Below are 15372 nucleotides of genomic sequence, written 5' to 3' on the forward strand. Positions count from 1 at the left end.
GAAATCTGTACTAGATGACGTGATTTTTTCTGTTTCTCTGTATGCCGAGATGCTTCTTTTCATTTAATAGAACGTTCATAAGAGACCTTTTGGCGTGCCTGTTTTTCCACCATGGTATCCATCTGGACCTATATGTTCAGGGCGACATTGGTGTGATGACTTTTGGTGCAGTCTCTACGCCGGGTCGCAAGCCGCTCCGGCCTGTGCACGGTTGGTACCGGGGGATGGTGTTTCGTTGGCTATAACTTTTCGGACGTGCGATAATAGATAAAAACAGTTCGTGGATGTATTCGCGAAGAAACAGAGACATCTCATCTTCCAATATCTCCTGGTTTACCTGTGGATGAGTTGAGCAGCCTATAGCTGAGAAGTATGTCGTAGTCTGGAAGCAGGGAGCTATTGCCAATGGAGCCTTACAACCTCTCTAAGTCGTCTGATCTACCGCCCCACGTGAGAGGACAGAGGGAAAATGTATTACCGATTGAGCTATTATCAGTGACTGAATTAGCTCATCATTGCACGGTGGAGACGAATAAGTTTCTCAAGCAGAGCACGTCCAACGATCGCTTCTGCCTGGAACTGTTTCGCCGGGCAATTATTAGCCGTGATGATATGGCCTGGACCAGTCTTTATCAGCAGTATGCGCCCCTGGTTTTGACGTGGGTCACTCAGCATCAGAGTGCGGCGTCGATCCTGATCCAGGATGGAGGAGCCCCGTTGGTAAATGCATCGTTCGCCAAATTTTCTCAGGCACTTACTCCGGCCAAGATTGGCAAATTTGATTCGTTAGCTGCTCTCTTGAAATATCTCAAGATGTGTGTGCATAGTGTCGTGGCTGACGAAGTGCGTGTCCGGCAGTCGCGGCAGTTGGAGGATACACTCGATTCTATTGAGCAAGAACCTGCCAGCGATGATCCCGCCGATGATGTGGTGTCTAACTTATCCGCGCAGGACCTGTGGCGCATCATTCTTGAGGAGGTCCACGCTGAAGATGAGCGCATGTTGATCTATGCTGCCTATGTGCATGGGATGAAGCCAAGCGAGATCAGTAATCAGCATCCGCATTTATTTACCTCCGTCGATGAGGTGTATCGTATCAAGCGTAATGTGCTGGAGCGCCTGCGGCGCAATCGACGTCTCCAGGCATTGATACGCCATTAATCTATTTGCATAGATCTCCTGTTGAGTGTTCTTGCATGAGTTGAAAAAAAACATGTTCGAAAAGCGTGGATAGGTTCGTTTATTGTGAAGAGAAGAGAGGCAGGGTAGGATATCTTTGACGCAAGAACGCGAATCTGATTCTACAGCTGCCAGGTGTATCTGCTGGTGATCTTGGAAGTAATTTGGGGCAGTTACGAAAGTAACATGACCTGCAACAGGTTTTAGGCATGTGGAGCATATCTTTCTACTGATCTTGTATCGTAGAAGTGTTGAGTTCCGTTCTATACTTATATAGAGCTGATCATATAGGACGACCTTTCGCAAGGGGAAGAAATATATGTGCTTGAACCTGTATCCTATGTTGATGTAGAGGAAAACGCTCATGGAGTGTAGTGAACCAGGTGCGATTCGTGATGAGGAGCTCATCGCCTATCTCGAAGGCGAAAAAGTGCGGCCCATGGTTGCAATGCACCTCGCGCACTGTCAAGAATGTTCGTCTCGATTGGAGATGTATCGGGGCATGGAGCGCAATCTGATGCGCAGGCTCTATCGATGGGATTGTCCGTCGAATCAGATTCTGGGCGAATTCCAGCTGGAGATGCTGGATAGCCATCTCGTTCAAGCGGTACAGGCTCATCTGATGCGCTGTGTGCTCTGTGCCGCCGAGCTGGCGACGCTCAGCAATTTTCTGACTGCTGATCCGTTGTTAGAACAGCGTGTGAAGGTCGAAGAGCTTGTCCCGGTCATGTCTGGTCAGGAAATTCTTCGTGACGCTTTTTATCCGCTCGAGGATGCAAAGAAAAGGATTGAGCATGTACGTGAGCAGGCCCTGACCGGTATGCGCCGGATAGCGGCCTGGCTCCTTCCTACTCAGCCGGGGTTGGCGTATCAGCGCGGTTCGGCACCACAGGTGGTGTCGTGGCCACGCAATTATTTGGCGGAGGATGTTACTATTTCTTTGCAACTTGAGCAGAGCATGAAACAGCGAGGCTCGCTGCAATTAATCGGCTTTGTCAGTCGTCAAGGTCTGGCTGTCGAGGCTTTGCAGGGGACCGTCACGCAACTTATGACCTCTGAAGGTGTGGTCCAGGAGCAGCAGATCGATGATTTAGGCAACGTGATCTTTGCTGATCTGGTCCCTGCTCTGTATACCATGGAGGTGCATTTGCCAGAAGGCATCGTTGTGATTGATCAACTGGCTGTTCAAGCACAGGAATAAGCTGTAGCACTGGAGGAGATGGCGGTCCGATGGCTGTAACCAGTCGGATTGCCATCTCCTCTATCTAGATGATTTGAAAAAGAACTATGACTCCTCAAGATCTTGTATCCTCTCTGCTGGATATGCACGCCGAGCAGGGCAGACAGCTACTACAAGCGTACGTTCCTCGTTTTAGCAATGCCGCTCTGGATCGCCTGGTGTATACGCTGAAGAAAGAGACGGATCGTAGCTGGAATACCGATGCAGAGCGCTCACTGACTCTGTCTGGCTACCTCCTGCTCATCGGCGACCTCACAAAAAACACCTACTATCACGCGCTGGGCCTGATGGCGCGTGGTGATGCCCTCCGACGCCAGAGCCGCTTCCAGGAGTCCCTCCCTTTTTTTGATGCTGCCGGCGATGAATTTTTGTCGATTGAGGATGAGGTGAGCTGGGCACGGACACGTTTTGGACGTATCAATTCCTGTCTCGGCCTTAATCGTACGACCGAGGCACTTCAGGATGCTGAGCGCGCCCATGATATCTTTATGCGTCATGGCAAGTTGTTACGAGCCGGTCAGATTGATGCCAATGCTGCGATTATTAATTTTGAGCTGGGACGTTATGAGCAGGCTTTGCATCTCTTTGATCGTTGTATCGAGACCTATATTTTGCAGGGCGAGAACGTCGATCTGCATCTGGCGCGAGCGCAGGGGAATAAGGCTCTGACACTGGCGGCCCAGGGCAAGTTTCGTGAAGCGGGCGCTCTCCACGAGCAAGCTCGCTCGACTTTTGATCGCTATGGCGAGCGTGAAGAGATCTCTGTGGCTCGCGAGGAGCTCAATATCGCCGATATCGCGGCCGCGCAGGGACACTTTAGTCAGGCGTTGCTACTGTATAATCAGAGCCGTGAGCGTTTTGTACGCCATAATATCGAGTTTGCGGCCTATGAGGTCGCGCAGCAGATGTGCACCTGTCTGGTGCGTCTCAATCGCGCTCAGGAGGCATATGATCTGGCCGGTGAGACCATCGAGTATTTTCGCGTCATGCCAGGACAGCGTCATAATCTGGCGCGTTCGCTGATGCAGCAGGCGGCAGCAGCTATCCAGCTGGATGCTCTCCGCGAGGCGGAGGAGATGTTGCGCGAGGCCAGTTACCTGCTGGAGGAGGGAGGCTATAGTCGCCTGGCCGCTCTGGCGCGTTTACAGCGTGCCGAGCTTTATTTTGCCGATCAGCAGATTGAGGCGAGCGCCACAGAGGTAGAATATGTCGCCGATATCTTTGCTGAACAGGAGGATCTGCCTCGGCTGGCTCAGGCTGTCCTGTTGCAAGGGCGTATCGCCTATACACGCGATGATCTCTCAACCGCTCAGGATCTCTGTTCTCAGGCTCTGGACGTGGCGCAAAATCAGGGCCTGCTGGATCTATTGTATCGTTGCTTCGATATGCTCGGTCAGCTGGCGGAGCGCGGACGCAATTGGGATGCGGCTGCCGATTATTATGAGCGGGCGATCCAGAGTATCGATGAGGTGCAAAGTCGCCTGGTGCTGGATGCTCGTGCCAGCTTTCTTGAGAATAAGGGCGATATTTATCAACGCGCCATTATTCTGGCTCTGCGCCGTGACGATGTCGAGCAGGCATTTACCTATGTTGAGAAGGCCAAATCGCGCATCCTGGGGGATTATCTGCGTCACAATATCGATATTCGCTTGCGTTCCGACGATCGCATCAGCGACGAAATTTTGGATGCGCTGGTCAAAGCACGTGAGGAGCAGGCCTGGTTTAGCTCGATTGTCTATCATACAGAGGATGAGTCCAACCTCAGCGATACCGCCATTATGCGTATCCGTTCGGTCGATCCGGCCACGGCTCGCCAGGAGATGCAGAAACGCGAGCGACGCATTGAGCAACTCTTTGAGCAGATCCAGCTGCGCTCGGCTGGATCTTTTGTGGCGCGTCCACGTTCCAACTGGATCAATACCGTTGTCGCGTCGGTGCGTAGTCAGCTGGATGCCAGTACCTTGCTGGTCGAATACTACCTCAGCGATCAAGATCTCTACATCTTCTCCATCAGCGCTCAGGGAGTCAAAGTACGTACCGTCACCGGTGCCGTCGCGCAACTTGAGCGCCTCTACTCGCTCTGGCGTACCAATCTGGATCTTTCTGGACATGCCGCGAATACGGCTGATCAGGCACAAGCCTTTCTGGGCCTCCAGGGGAATAGCCAGGGACTCCTCAAACGCTTCTATGATCTCTTACTGCGACCCATTGATGACCTCCTCAACGTCTCGCAGCGCCTGCTGGTGGTGCCCTATGGGATCTTACATTATATTCCGTTTCATTGTCTGTTCGATGGTATGCGCTTCGCAATCGAGAAATGTGATATCTCGTATGTCCCATCCGCTACCCTGATCGATATCTGTCGACGGCGTGGACAATCGGTACTCGATCAGCATATATCGCCGCAGGAGGCTCTGGTGATGGGACTCTCCGATAGTGGGCGTCTGATGTATGCGCTTCAGGAGGCCGAGACGGTTGCTCGGCAGCTGGGAGTTCCTTGTGCTCTCAATGAAGCCGCCACCAGTGATCTCTTATGGGAACGCGCTCCTCATTGTTCAATCGTTCATATCGCGGCGCATGGCCTCTTTCGCCTGGATGCCCCCAACTTCTCGCATGTCCAGCTGGCTGATCGCCAACTGAGCACTATTGAAGTCTTTAACCTGGACCTTTCCCGCTGCTCCCTGTTGGTACTGAGCGCCTGCGAGACGGGACGCGCTGTCGTTGGTGGGGTCGATGAGGTAATCGGATTGGGGAGGGGATTTCTGTATGCCGGTGCCGCGTCTTTGTTGCCGACTCTCTGGAAGGTGGATGACGAGAGTAGCGCCGAATTGATGGAGTTGTTTTATCTGGCTTTATTGCGTGGAGCTCCGAAGGCGGCCGCCCTGGCCTATGCTCAGCGCATATTTATCGCACGAGCACGGGCATCGGGATCTCCCTATCGGGTGCATCCCTACTTTTGGGCGGCTTTCCATCTTATCGGCGATGCTGGCCCCGTGCTCTGATGTCTGCTCGCATCCGATTTGATGTACAACATCGTATTGGATACAAGCAGACATGATTACTTCAGCGCTGCTGCACTCTTAGTTGAAAACGCCATTGAATACGCGGTGGTCCTGGCTCAGGTTGATGTTGGGGCTCAAGGATGAGAATTGGGAACCATCACTGGTTGTGATCGTCAGGGTAGCATCGAATATCCATGTATCATGACCGTTAGGAGCGATCGTGATGGTAAACGTCGGTGCTGTACTGAGATCGCTCAATTTGATGTTTGAGCTTGCCAGGTTCAGGCTGTATGCGTGGACTGAAGGTGGGTTATCCCCAAATTGAGTTGATCCAGCAAAATTTGAAAGGCTCGCCAGAGTTTGATTGAGAAATCCTACCTTTTCCTGTACCAGCACCGATATGAAGGTATCAGAGTCCTTGTTATCATTATGGGTAAGAAACGAAATGCTTATATTTGTGATGGTGGCATTCGGGTCTACAAGCGGTTTTACTGTCTTTGGCAGATTTGTTGAGCTTCCACTTATTTGCGCTGCATGGGCTACATGGGCCAATCCGCCTTGTGCTATTAAAATGACAGCCAATAGACATAATGTGGCTAGAGCCCAAACAATACGTGTCCGCATAGTTGCTGTTTGCATAGTCGAATAGTTCTCCTCGATTATATGAGTGAAACGACAACAAGAGAAAAGGATCTTTCGGGAAACATACGCATTCACGGTTAATAATATGCTGCAGTCACATTGGTAAACCGGTGCTAATGCTTTGCTTACTTGTAGAAGCTTTTTTAGTATATCTGAGAGGAGGAGAATGTACATCCGTAAAATTACCGGATATAATTATTTTTATGGTGAGAGGCATGCTTTGTTTTATTAAAAAAACCAGGTAAAAATACCTGGTTTCTATTTAATTAGTAGTGCTGGTGGTTTTAGCGAGAGTTGCTGCGTGCGTGGTTGACAACTGCGTTGAAAACGCCAAGATTGGGAATCTTCCCTACAGGAGAACTTCCCCAACTGAGCGTTTTACCAATCTGTTTGACGACAAGGCTCCCTTGCCGATTGGTGATCTCTGAGATCTGATTCCAGGGGAGTGGTGCTCCATTTGTTTTGGCTATGCCTTGCTGGCTGACCGTGAATGGACCAAAGGGAATCATCTGCCCGCTATTGAACGTAGCAATTGCATGAGGCGTTTGTCTCTGCGTGACCTCATATTGGATAACCTCTCCAAGCTGTTGTACGTTGTGCACACCTGTACTGTCGATAGAGAGTGTTACGCCGTCGTTGCGTTGCAGCTTATAGCCTACACGCATATTCGAGCGGAAAAGTAATGCCCCGATCAATCCCAACGAGCCATAATAGCTCTGGCGTCTCTGCTCTTGCCAGATTGCCGCTACTTGATCCCAGCGAACTGCATCGATCTTTTCGCCCTTGGCATAGATAAGTCCTTGTGCAAATGTATAGATGCGCAGTTTGTAGTGCATTAATGCATAGATGCCATAGATGATAGCGGCAATGGGAATAGCGATAAGGATATAAAAGATGTAGTCGGTAGCCAGGAGAATGACGAAGAATAGGATGATATCGGCGACGATGGTACCAATAACGATGCCAAGAATTGCCAGAGGATTAGAGACGCGGGGCTTGTACAGTCCCGTCAATGGTCCCATCTGGGAGACGGTGGCAACCTGAGCGATCTCATTTGGCAGAGTTTGAGCTACCGGTGGATTTTGAATCATTGATCGAACTCCTTACAAAAAAGTCGTATAGAGAGTATCACAGAAAATTGTATTGAAGCATTTCTATTGGCTCTACTATACTACACTGATTCTGAGTGTAAGGCAATAATATGGAAATCGGGTCGACTGTAGTACAATCGACCCGATTTTTTGTAGATGTGGCTATTTATGGTAGGGTATTGAGATGACTTTTGACGCCAGTAGCAAAACTGTTGCCATTTGAGGCATCCCAATTGGTCGACCAATCCATGGCGCCACGGATGCCTGGATAGGTGGCCGAGGGCTTAAACGATCCACAATTGGTGCCGCTGGCGAGGCAGTCGAGGGCGGCGTTGACGACGGATGGCGAGACATAGCCGCTGCCGGCTGCCGAGGTGGAGGCTGGTAGTCCGATGCCAACCTGGCTGGGACTGAGTCCTCCCTGGAGCTGGATGCAGGCCAGAGCGGTTAAGAAGTTCTCTGTTCCCTGACTATAGACGTTGCCGTCACAACCCAGCATGGAGCCGGAGTTGTAGTACTGCATGTTGACGATGGTTAAGATGCTCTTGATCTTCAGCGCGAGCTGAAAATAACTGCCGCTGGTTGATTGCATGTCGATGGTCTGAGGCGCCAGCGTGATGATCAGGCTGCTGCCCGCTTTGGATGACAATTGCTGAAGCGCACTTGCCATGTAGGTGGGGTTGAGCCCGTTCTCAAGATCGATATCGACGCCATCAAATCCGTATGTCGTCATGATGCTGTAGACACTGTTGGCGAAGTTGGTGGCACTTGTTGCGTCAGAGACGCTGATTGTGCCGTTCTGTCCACCAACCGAGATGATGACTTTCTTGCCCTGCGCATGTAAGGTGGCGATGTCGCTGCTGAACTGAGCGCTTGTATAGCCTCCCAGTGCGGATGAGAGCCCCGAATCGACGCTGAATGTAACTGCTCCAGGATTGCCAGGATCTGCATTGGCAAAGGCTACCGCAATCAGATCATAGTTCGAATTTACGCCACTCAGGCGCTGTACGGCGGCTCCGTTGGTGAAGTCCTGCCAGTAACCGGTGAGTACGTGCTTCGGTAGACTCCCTGTTGCAGGGGGGGTGGCGGTCGCTGTGGGGATGGGGGTCGGAGTAGCTGTCGGTGCCGGTGTGGGAGTAGCTGTCGGTGTCCTGGTTGGTGTCGGAGTAGGAGTGGACGTAGGCGTTTTAGTCGGCGCAGGCGTGGGCGTTGGTGTGCTTGTGCCCGCTGGACCTCCCAGTACGATGTCATCGACACCGACACTTGCCTGAGCATACCAACCATGGACATAGATGGTGATGGTGGTCGCCGTTGTCCCGGTGGTGAATGTATATGAGAGGTTGGTAAAGCTGGTGCTGCTGGTCCAATTGGTATTGTAGCCGTTGACGCCGATGTAGGCATAAGGCCCATCGACATAAGCGCTTAAGGTGTAGCTGGTGTTGGCTTGCACGCTGATGGTCTGGGTGCATTGACCCGTGGTAGAGTTGCTGGGATTGAGTTGCAATGCATGCGCACCGCTATGAACCGGGCTGGCTACAACTGTATCACCTGCATCACAGCTCCAACCAGTGAGATCTCCAGTTTCGAATCCTGGATTGGTCACAAGATTGGTTGTATCGGCAAAGGCACTGATCGTCCGATGCGAGAGTAGAAACGCGCCTACACCACTTAAAATAATCAAGGCAATGACGGATGTAAGCATGAGAAGACGACGGGGATGCCGCATGTTAGCCTCCTTGCGTATGATTGTACCTGATTCGTGCAGATATGAAACAGGATAGAAATAATGTCATCAGGATGACACACTATGCTAACGAAGATCGCTTGTTTGTCGTGTGAGTCTAGCAATAAAGTCCCAAGAGAATAATAATCGATTTATGCTCATATTGTCAAGATGTCTATACCACTTGGCTATTGCATCAGAAAATGCTGTACATGGACTCGGAATTCCGCCAATTCTAGAGAGATAGTACTATTGTAACGAGAAATTGAGTTGAACTTCATCGCCGCGTCCGTGTGATAAGAGGTGCACTGCTTGCCATCATCTGTTACAGTGGTGGTTGTCTTCTATAATTCTTTCGTTTATACTAGATCTTCATTCAAACATTTAGAATTATAATTTTGGCAATTTTTGTTTTCTTGCGTTGAGATAATTATGCAGGTTTTCTTTTCATTCCTCCTTGGTGCGGAGTGGATGGTTATTGGAGAAGCTCTGTGTAGTTGCTGGTATTATTATTATTTAGGAGGATGTTCGTTCCATGAGTCAGGATCCTAATCAAAACCCACAAAATAATTATCCGCAGGGACAACCCTATGAGCCAACACAGGCAGCACCTGCCCCAAATTTTGATAGCCAGGGAAACCCATCGGGACAGTCGCCATATAACCCATCGCCCTCGGGACAGTCACCATATAACCCATCGCCCTCGGGACAGTCGCCGTATAACCCATCGCCCTCGGGGCAATCGCCGTATAACCCATCGCCATCATCGGGGTATGGTAGTTATCCTGACCCATCAGGTTATCCTCCGACCACGGGAAGTAACCCTTATGAGACCCCGACGCCCTATATGCCTCAGCCCCAGCCCGGCACGTTTCCACCTCAGACTCCTTATGGAGCCCCGAGTGGAGGCTCACCCTATTATCAGCCGCCTCAGCCGCCGAAGAAGAGTAAGACCTGGCTCTGGGTTACCTTAGGCGTCGTAGGTGGAATTCTCGTCCTGGGAATTGTTGGCTGTATGCTTTTCACCTCTGCCATGTCATCATTTATCAAGTCAGCCAGCACTGAGACGGCAACCATTACCGTTGATGCTACAAGCACAGCAGAGCCTACGAACACGAATAATGCTACTCCCGAGAGCACAAGTACTCCAGTCAGCAATAGTACGCTTGCTCCCGGTGAGACAAATATCTCGCCTGCCACAGTCGGCAAAACGAATACATTGCAAGGAGTCGATTGTATCGTGACATCGATCAAAAAGGTTCCTGGCGATGATTTTGCGCAGCCGAAAGCTGGAGATGAATATATCGTTATTCATGTTAAGATTACAAATAAAAGCTCAGAAAAAGAGCATTACAATCCACTTGACTTCAAGATTACTAACTCAGCGGGGAAATCATCGACGCACACCTATATTGTGCCAGATGCGTATGAAGATCAACTGTCATTTGGTGATCTGCAACCGAACCATTCAGTCGAAGGTGACCTTGTTTTTGAGGTAGCTTCAAGCGATCACACGCAGACCTTCAACTGGGATCCAGTTTTCAACGATTTCGCCGATACCCCTGGTACCGCAAATTGGACCTTGAACCTATAGAAGCCCTATGGTCCACATCATCGAAGGAGATCGCGATGCAACTGACACTCTTGCCAGACACACTAGCTGTCTGTCGACTCGCTTCACAGGAAGAGATTCCTGCCTGGGCGTTACAACGCTCGTCCTTCTTTGCTGTGACGTGGACCAGTGATGAGCTCTCGATTGTCTGTCCGGCTGCTCATGTGCCTGAAACTATTCGCTGCGAGCAGCCCTGGAAAGCGCTTAAAATAGTTGGTCCGCTCGATTTCGCTCTGGTGGGGATTCTAGCTCCGCTGGCTACAGTGCTGGCGCGAGCCAATATCTCTATCTTTGCCGTCTCAACTTTCGATACCGACTATATTCTGGTCAAAGCAGCGCAGGTCGCTGGTGCTATCGAGATATTACAGGCCGAGGGCCATAACATCCTTTGACGCGGTGCCAGAGCACTGTGATGCCTCTACCACAAATTTGATAAGAAATGTATCCTGTTTTGTTTTGTAGAACGTATCCTATCCAGTAGGTTTTCATTGCTGTGCTAGTGAAAAGAGAAGGATTGCCATGCTTTCTACCACACCTTCCCAGGATATACAGCCATCAAAAACTGATGGTGAAAAGAGTCAGGATAGCAAGATAAGCAAACGTATCCAGTTTGCATTATGGGGTCTTGCTCTACTGATCTTCATCATAAGTTGTTTCATTATTCATGCCCATCCGAAGCCATATCCCATTGATCTGACGATTACGCAAACCGTGCAGCATCTGCAACTGCCAGCTTTTGTCAATGCCATACTAATTTTTCCCAGCGTACTGAATAATCCTCTTCCATCCGAAATCGCACTGGGACTCTGGCTCATTGGCCTGTTGCTGATGGCTCTCCTTGCCAAACTACGTCATCACTCACCCTGGACCTGGTTGCAGGCGACCTTCTTTTTGATTGTCACCGTCATGAGCTCAGCTGGCCTGAACGTACTGGTGGATGATGCTGTCGGCCGACCTCGCCCTGATCCTCATACGGAGCCCGTCCACGTCGTAGGCGCGATTGTGCCCTTTCCCACTTTTCCGTCTGGTCATACCGAGCATGATATCGCATATTATGGCTTTCTCCTGTATCTAAGCTGCACAAAGGCAGTGCGTGAGTGGCGCTATCGCTGGTTTTTGCTGCCATTTCAGGTTTATGCCGTCTATGACATTCTTTGCATTGGCTACTCACGCATTTTAGAGGGAGATCATTGGTTTACCGATGTGCTAGGTGGCTATCTTGAGGGATTGATCTACCTCTTCTTCTTCATTTTTCTCTATCGCTGGTGCACAACTCTACTGGCAAAATGGCAAAAGTAGCGTCGCACGCTCGCGTGCGATGTCCCACTCGACGTACGATCAAGCAGGCCAGCGTGGCTCGTACGAGTCACAGGGACATCGCACGCGAGCGTGCGACGCTACTATGTCCATTGCGTAACGGTAACCTTGGATGAATCCTTGGCCAGTTTGCCACTAAAGACCGGATTTTTCGGCTCAGGCACGTCCTTCAGGCCGGCGCCGCTTTTCTCGTCAGTCTGCTTGACCTTGTCGTTATCGATCTGCGCTTCCCAATCCACGATCCAGCCCAGCGACGCAATGGGCGTTAAGCCCTGGGATGCAGCATCTCCCACCATGAGCCAGACTTTATGGACATCATGGCCTTCTACCTTGAACAAAGTCTTTCCTTCACCAGGGACGGACGGATCTTTGAGTTCGAATGCGCATAAAGGATTATCTTGATAAGAAATTTTGATGGTATGTGTTCCTGCTGTCGTCGGAATAGGGGTGGGGGCGACTGCAAACGGCTCTTCTGTTCCATCTCCATCGAGACACTGTCCAGGGATCGTTACGATCGCTTTCGTTTTTTTGCTTGAGTGATAGTATGCAGTCCGTGTGCTGGAAATAACATTGGCGATGAAGCCGAACTCCAGAGGGGCAGTCAAATCCTTTTTCAAAGTTATCGCCAGGGTAGAGGTGCAGAGAAAGGAATTAAGTTGCTGAAAAAGTGTAGCATCCAGGCGAACCTGGTTCATTTCTTCTACACTGCCTCCCAGACTGTATTCGATGGGAACAATCTGTCCATCTTTGAGCTTCAAATCAAATGTGGTCATCTTCTTTTCTCCGTTCCAAATCATCAATTGCTGAAAACACCCTTAGAGCTTTTTAGTATATATTATGTTTTGCATGCAAAGCAAGATTGGAATGGTATGATAAGAAAATCTTTATGTGAGAAGATTTTTATGGAACAAACAGCGGTGATGAAATGATCTAAGCTATTTCATCACCGCTGTTTGTTCCATAAAGACTGCAAGTCGCCGGAAGAACGTATCTGGCAGTCACGGTCTTATCTTGGAACGAGATGCTGGGAGAGCAGGAAGGCGCTAAAGCTAGCGACGCTTTCAACGTCTCCCTCATCGAGCATGTTCACTATGCGCTTGACGACGGTACGGCGGGGCTGTCCGTGTGTGACAGGGACGGTAAAGCCAATCACGCTGGTATATTCGGGATTGCGCTCGCGACGAATCTCCTCGGCCATCAAATCGAGCAGCTCAGCCATATCCAGGCTGAGTGCCTGTGCCAGACTCTCCAGTACTTTGGCCGATGGATACTTTTGTCCGCGCTCGATTTCTCCCACATAGATCTCTGATAGTCCCGCTTTTTCTCCCAGCTCTTTGATGGTGAAGTTGCGGTATTGTCGCTCTTGCCGAACGACGCGTCCGATAGTTTCTTGTAGATCAGGCATATGCGTGGAACCTCTTCTACTCTCGTGATTACTCTACTGCTAACAATCTTTTTGAGCAGATGCGCTCTGTTGTACCTATGCTTAGAGCATTGTTCAGCAAAAAATCTATGCTAACAGCATAGTTATGCTCTATCAGTATAGGCTATAAGGCTGCTATATTCAAGGAGTACAGGAAGTGACTGACGACGTGTAGCGTTTCTCCTGTTTTTAAGAAATCAAGTATGCTGATACGAAAAACGTTGACCAACAACATGAGCAAGAAAAAGGAGACCATCCATGTACTCAACACCTCTTCATTATACATCAAAATTCGCAGGACCAGATGAGCGGTCGTCCTTACCGATTCCTACCATCTACGAATCGATACCAGAGCGGCCAGCGAAATGGGAATATCATCTGCTGAGCATCGACCCTTCTGAGACTGAGCTACCAGGGACCGAGCAGCTCAATGCTCTGGGGCGTGAGGGCTGGATTCTGGTGAGCGTTGTCGATGAGCGTACTTCGGGGAGAGGGAAGCAGATTCATTACTACTTTGTGCGACAAGATACGACTGTCTAGCTACTGTTTTATATGTTTTGCTACTTATCAACGTGACAATCATCCGACTGTCAGGAAATATACACAAGGAGACAATTATTATGCTTTCAAGCTTATTGGTTCCAACAGTTTTAGAGAATACCGGGCGCGGCGAACGTGCCTATGACATTTATTCGCGTCTGCTGAAAGAGCGCATCATTATGGTAAATGGTCCGGTTGAGGATACGATGGCGAATCTCATCGTGGCTCAACTCCTGTTTCTGGCGGCGGAGAGCGCGGAGCGCGAGATCAATCTGTATATCAGTAGCCCTGGTGGAGTGATCTCGGCAGGATTGGCCATCTACGATACGATGCGTTCGCTGCCTTGTCCCGTTTCGACAACCTGTGTTGGCTATGCGGCTAGCTTTGGCACCATCCTGTTGTTAGCTGGCGATAAAGGCCGTCGTCGAGCGCTCCCGCATGCGCGTATCCACATGCATCAGCCACTGATCCAGGGCGGCATCGGAGGGCAGGCGACCGATATCGATATTCATGCTCGCGAGATTTTGTATACCCGCGATGTGATGAACGGGATCATTCAACATCATACGGGACAGACCCTGGAGCGTATTCGCCACGATACTGAACGCGATTTCTTCTTGAGCGCTGAGGAGGCGAAGGAATATGGCATTATTGATGAGGTATTGCCGCTGGCTGAGAAGGTAGAACTCTAGCGTTGTCAATCTCGGCGTATGGCTTTTGTTCTCCCCTGAACAGGAGTCATACGCCAGTTTGTGAAATGCTGAGGTCTGTGACCTCCAGCCATTGCGCAGCGGTTGGCGTGGCACCGAAGCGTAGCAATCCTTGCGGCGTGGCGATGGCGAATTGATTGTCGAGCCAGGCCACAAATCCCAGAGCGCGTGTCGGCGGATTGGCGGCGCGCAAGACTTCTTTTCCATCGACTTGGAAGCGGACCAGATCTTTTTGCCAATCAAGCGTATAGGTGTGCCAACTTGTCATCTCAAGATCCAGTATCGCCTCCTGTGCACCGCTGAGCCTTTGCAGCCAGCGGCCCGCTGGACGACTATCCCGCTTCATCAAGCCCCAACTGGTGGCGAAGGCGGTCGGAATGATGGCAAGGAGGGATTCGGCACGCATGGCATGTACCACCTGTGCTTTCCATCCCCAGCCCGGGATGCCGGGCACGAGGGCCATGTTGGATGGCGGCGCGGCGTAAAAGAACCAGATGGCCTCTGGTAGCATCAAGATGTCTCCTCGGACCGAAAATGGATAATTCCAGAAACCGAAGCCTGCGGTTCCACGCAGATATGTACTGTCCTTGACCGTACTCTGGCTCGTGGCCGCCGGATGCGATGAGCGCGAGCGGATCTCCATCCGCAGCGGTGGATGCCAGGGGAACTGAGATCGCGCTAGCTTTCCATAATCATCGATCTGAGCATCGGCGTACTGGTGGGCGGGCGTCTCTGCGAGCTGCATGCGCAACGTGGTGTCGCTCAGCGCGAGCGAGCCACCGCCTACACATGTCTGTGTCCAGCGTGGATGAATAATCGGAACCTGTCCGGAAGCATCGTAAAGAGTGGTGTCTGTCTTTGTCATAGCCTGTCTTTGTTGCGCTGTAGCGTGG

General features: G+C 50.7%; 14 protein-coding genes. 8 read left to right on the plus strand and 6 right to left on the minus strand.

The annotated features are described in order from the left end of the window. The first annotated feature begins 405 nt into the window (after window positions 1-405). From AC27N8_RS30660 to AC27N8_RS30670, 3 genes are all read left to right on the plus strand, one after another. The gene (locus tag AC27N8_RS30660) at window positions 406-1161 is read left to right on the plus strand and encodes a sigma-70 family RNA polymerase sigma factor (RefSeq protein WP_487072647.1); all 756 of its coding nucleotides are present in this window, start codon (window positions 406-408) and stop codon (window positions 1159-1161) included. A gap of 382 nt (window positions 1162-1543) precedes the next feature. Further along, window positions 1544-2380 carry an anti-sigma factor gene (locus tag AC27N8_RS30665; protein ID WP_487072649.1) on the plus strand — a complete coding sequence of 279 codons (837 nt, stop codon included), beginning with the start codon at window positions 1544-1546 and terminating at the stop codon, window positions 2378-2380. An 86-nt stretch (window positions 2381-2466) separates the two neighbouring features. Then, window positions 2467-5421 carry a CHAT domain-containing protein gene (locus tag AC27N8_RS30670; RefSeq protein ID WP_487072651.1) on the plus strand — a complete coding sequence of 985 codons (2955 nt, stop codon included), beginning with the start codon at window positions 2467-2469 and terminating at the stop codon, window positions 5419-5421. Between the two features lie 78 nt (window positions 5422-5499). On the opposite strand, the gene AC27N8_RS30675 is transcribed toward AC27N8_RS30670, so the two are convergent. The 3 genes from AC27N8_RS30675 to AC27N8_RS30685 form a co-directional block, all read right to left on the minus strand. Next, complete coding sequence (locus AC27N8_RS30675) at window positions 5500-6060, minus strand: hypothetical protein (RefSeq protein ID WP_487072653.1); 561 nt, start codon at window positions 6058-6060, stop codon at window positions 5500-5502. Window positions 6061-6347: 287 nt separating this feature from the next. Further along, entirely contained in the window at window positions 6348-7154 is an 807-nt protein-coding gene (locus AC27N8_RS30680) for a DUF6585 family protein (RefSeq protein WP_487072655.1), read from the minus strand. 166 nt (window positions 7155-7320) lie between these two features. Continuing rightward, the gene (locus AC27N8_RS30685; protein ID WP_487072657.1) at window positions 7321-8880 is read right to left on the minus strand and encodes a chitinase; all 1560 of its coding nucleotides are present in this window, start codon (window positions 8878-8880) and stop codon (window positions 7321-7323) included. A gap of 532 nt (window positions 8881-9412) precedes the next feature. Between AC27N8_RS30685 and AC27N8_RS30690 the strand changes: the two genes are divergently transcribed. The 3 genes from AC27N8_RS30690 to AC27N8_RS30700 all read left to right on the plus strand — a co-directional run bounded on the left by AC27N8_RS30690 (window position 9413) and on the right by AC27N8_RS30700 (window position 11788). After that, window positions 9413-10471, plus strand: coding sequence for a DUF4352 domain-containing protein (locus AC27N8_RS30690; protein ID WP_487072659.1), 1059 nt, complete (start codon window positions 9413-9415; stop codon window positions 10469-10471). 35 nt (window positions 10472-10506) lie between these two features. After that, entirely contained in the window at window positions 10507-10881 is a 375-nt protein-coding gene (locus AC27N8_RS30695) for an ACT domain-containing protein (protein ID WP_487072661.1), read from the plus strand. Between the two features lie 127 nt (window positions 10882-11008). Next, window positions 11009-11788, plus strand: a complete 780-nt coding sequence (locus AC27N8_RS30700) for a phosphatase PAP2 family protein (protein WP_487072663.1) — start codon at window positions 11009-11011, stop codon at window positions 11786-11788. Between the two features lie 101 nt (window positions 11789-11889). On the opposite strand, the gene AC27N8_RS30705 is transcribed toward AC27N8_RS30700, so the two are convergent. Together AC27N8_RS30705 and AC27N8_RS30710 are read right to left on the minus strand one after the other, a co-directional pair. Beyond that, window positions 11890-12579: a hypothetical protein gene (locus tag AC27N8_RS30705; protein ID WP_487072665.1), complete on the minus strand. Its 690-nt coding sequence runs from the start codon at window positions 12577-12579 to the stop codon at window positions 11890-11892. Window positions 12580-12812: 233 nt separating this feature from the next. Beyond that, window positions 12813-13211, minus strand: coding sequence for a helix-turn-helix domain-containing protein (locus AC27N8_RS30710; RefSeq protein ID WP_487072667.1), 399 nt, complete (start codon window positions 13209-13211; stop codon window positions 12813-12815). Between the two features lie 276 nt (window positions 13212-13487). On the opposite strand from AC27N8_RS30710, the gene AC27N8_RS30715 reads away from it, so the two are divergent. Both AC27N8_RS30715 and AC27N8_RS30720 read left to right on the plus strand, forming a co-directional pair. Then, a complete protein-coding gene (locus AC27N8_RS30715; protein WP_487072669.1) occupies window positions 13488-13769 on the plus strand; it encodes a hypothetical protein in 282 nt (93 codons plus the stop codon). A gap of 80 nt (window positions 13770-13849) precedes the next feature. Further along, complete coding sequence (locus AC27N8_RS30720) at window positions 13850-14461, plus strand: ATP-dependent Clp protease proteolytic subunit (RefSeq protein ID WP_487072671.1); 612 nt, start codon at window positions 13850-13852, stop codon at window positions 14459-14461. A 46-nt stretch (window positions 14462-14507) separates the two neighbouring features. On the opposite strand, the gene AC27N8_RS30725 is transcribed toward AC27N8_RS30720, so the two are convergent. After that, window positions 14508-15344, minus strand: coding sequence for a hypothetical protein (locus tag AC27N8_RS30725; protein WP_487072673.1), 837 nt, complete (start codon window positions 15342-15344; stop codon window positions 14508-14510). Window positions 15345-15372 lie beyond the last annotated feature (28 nt).

The sequence above is a fragment of the Dictyobacter sp. Z7_2 genome, from assembly GCF_057551105.1.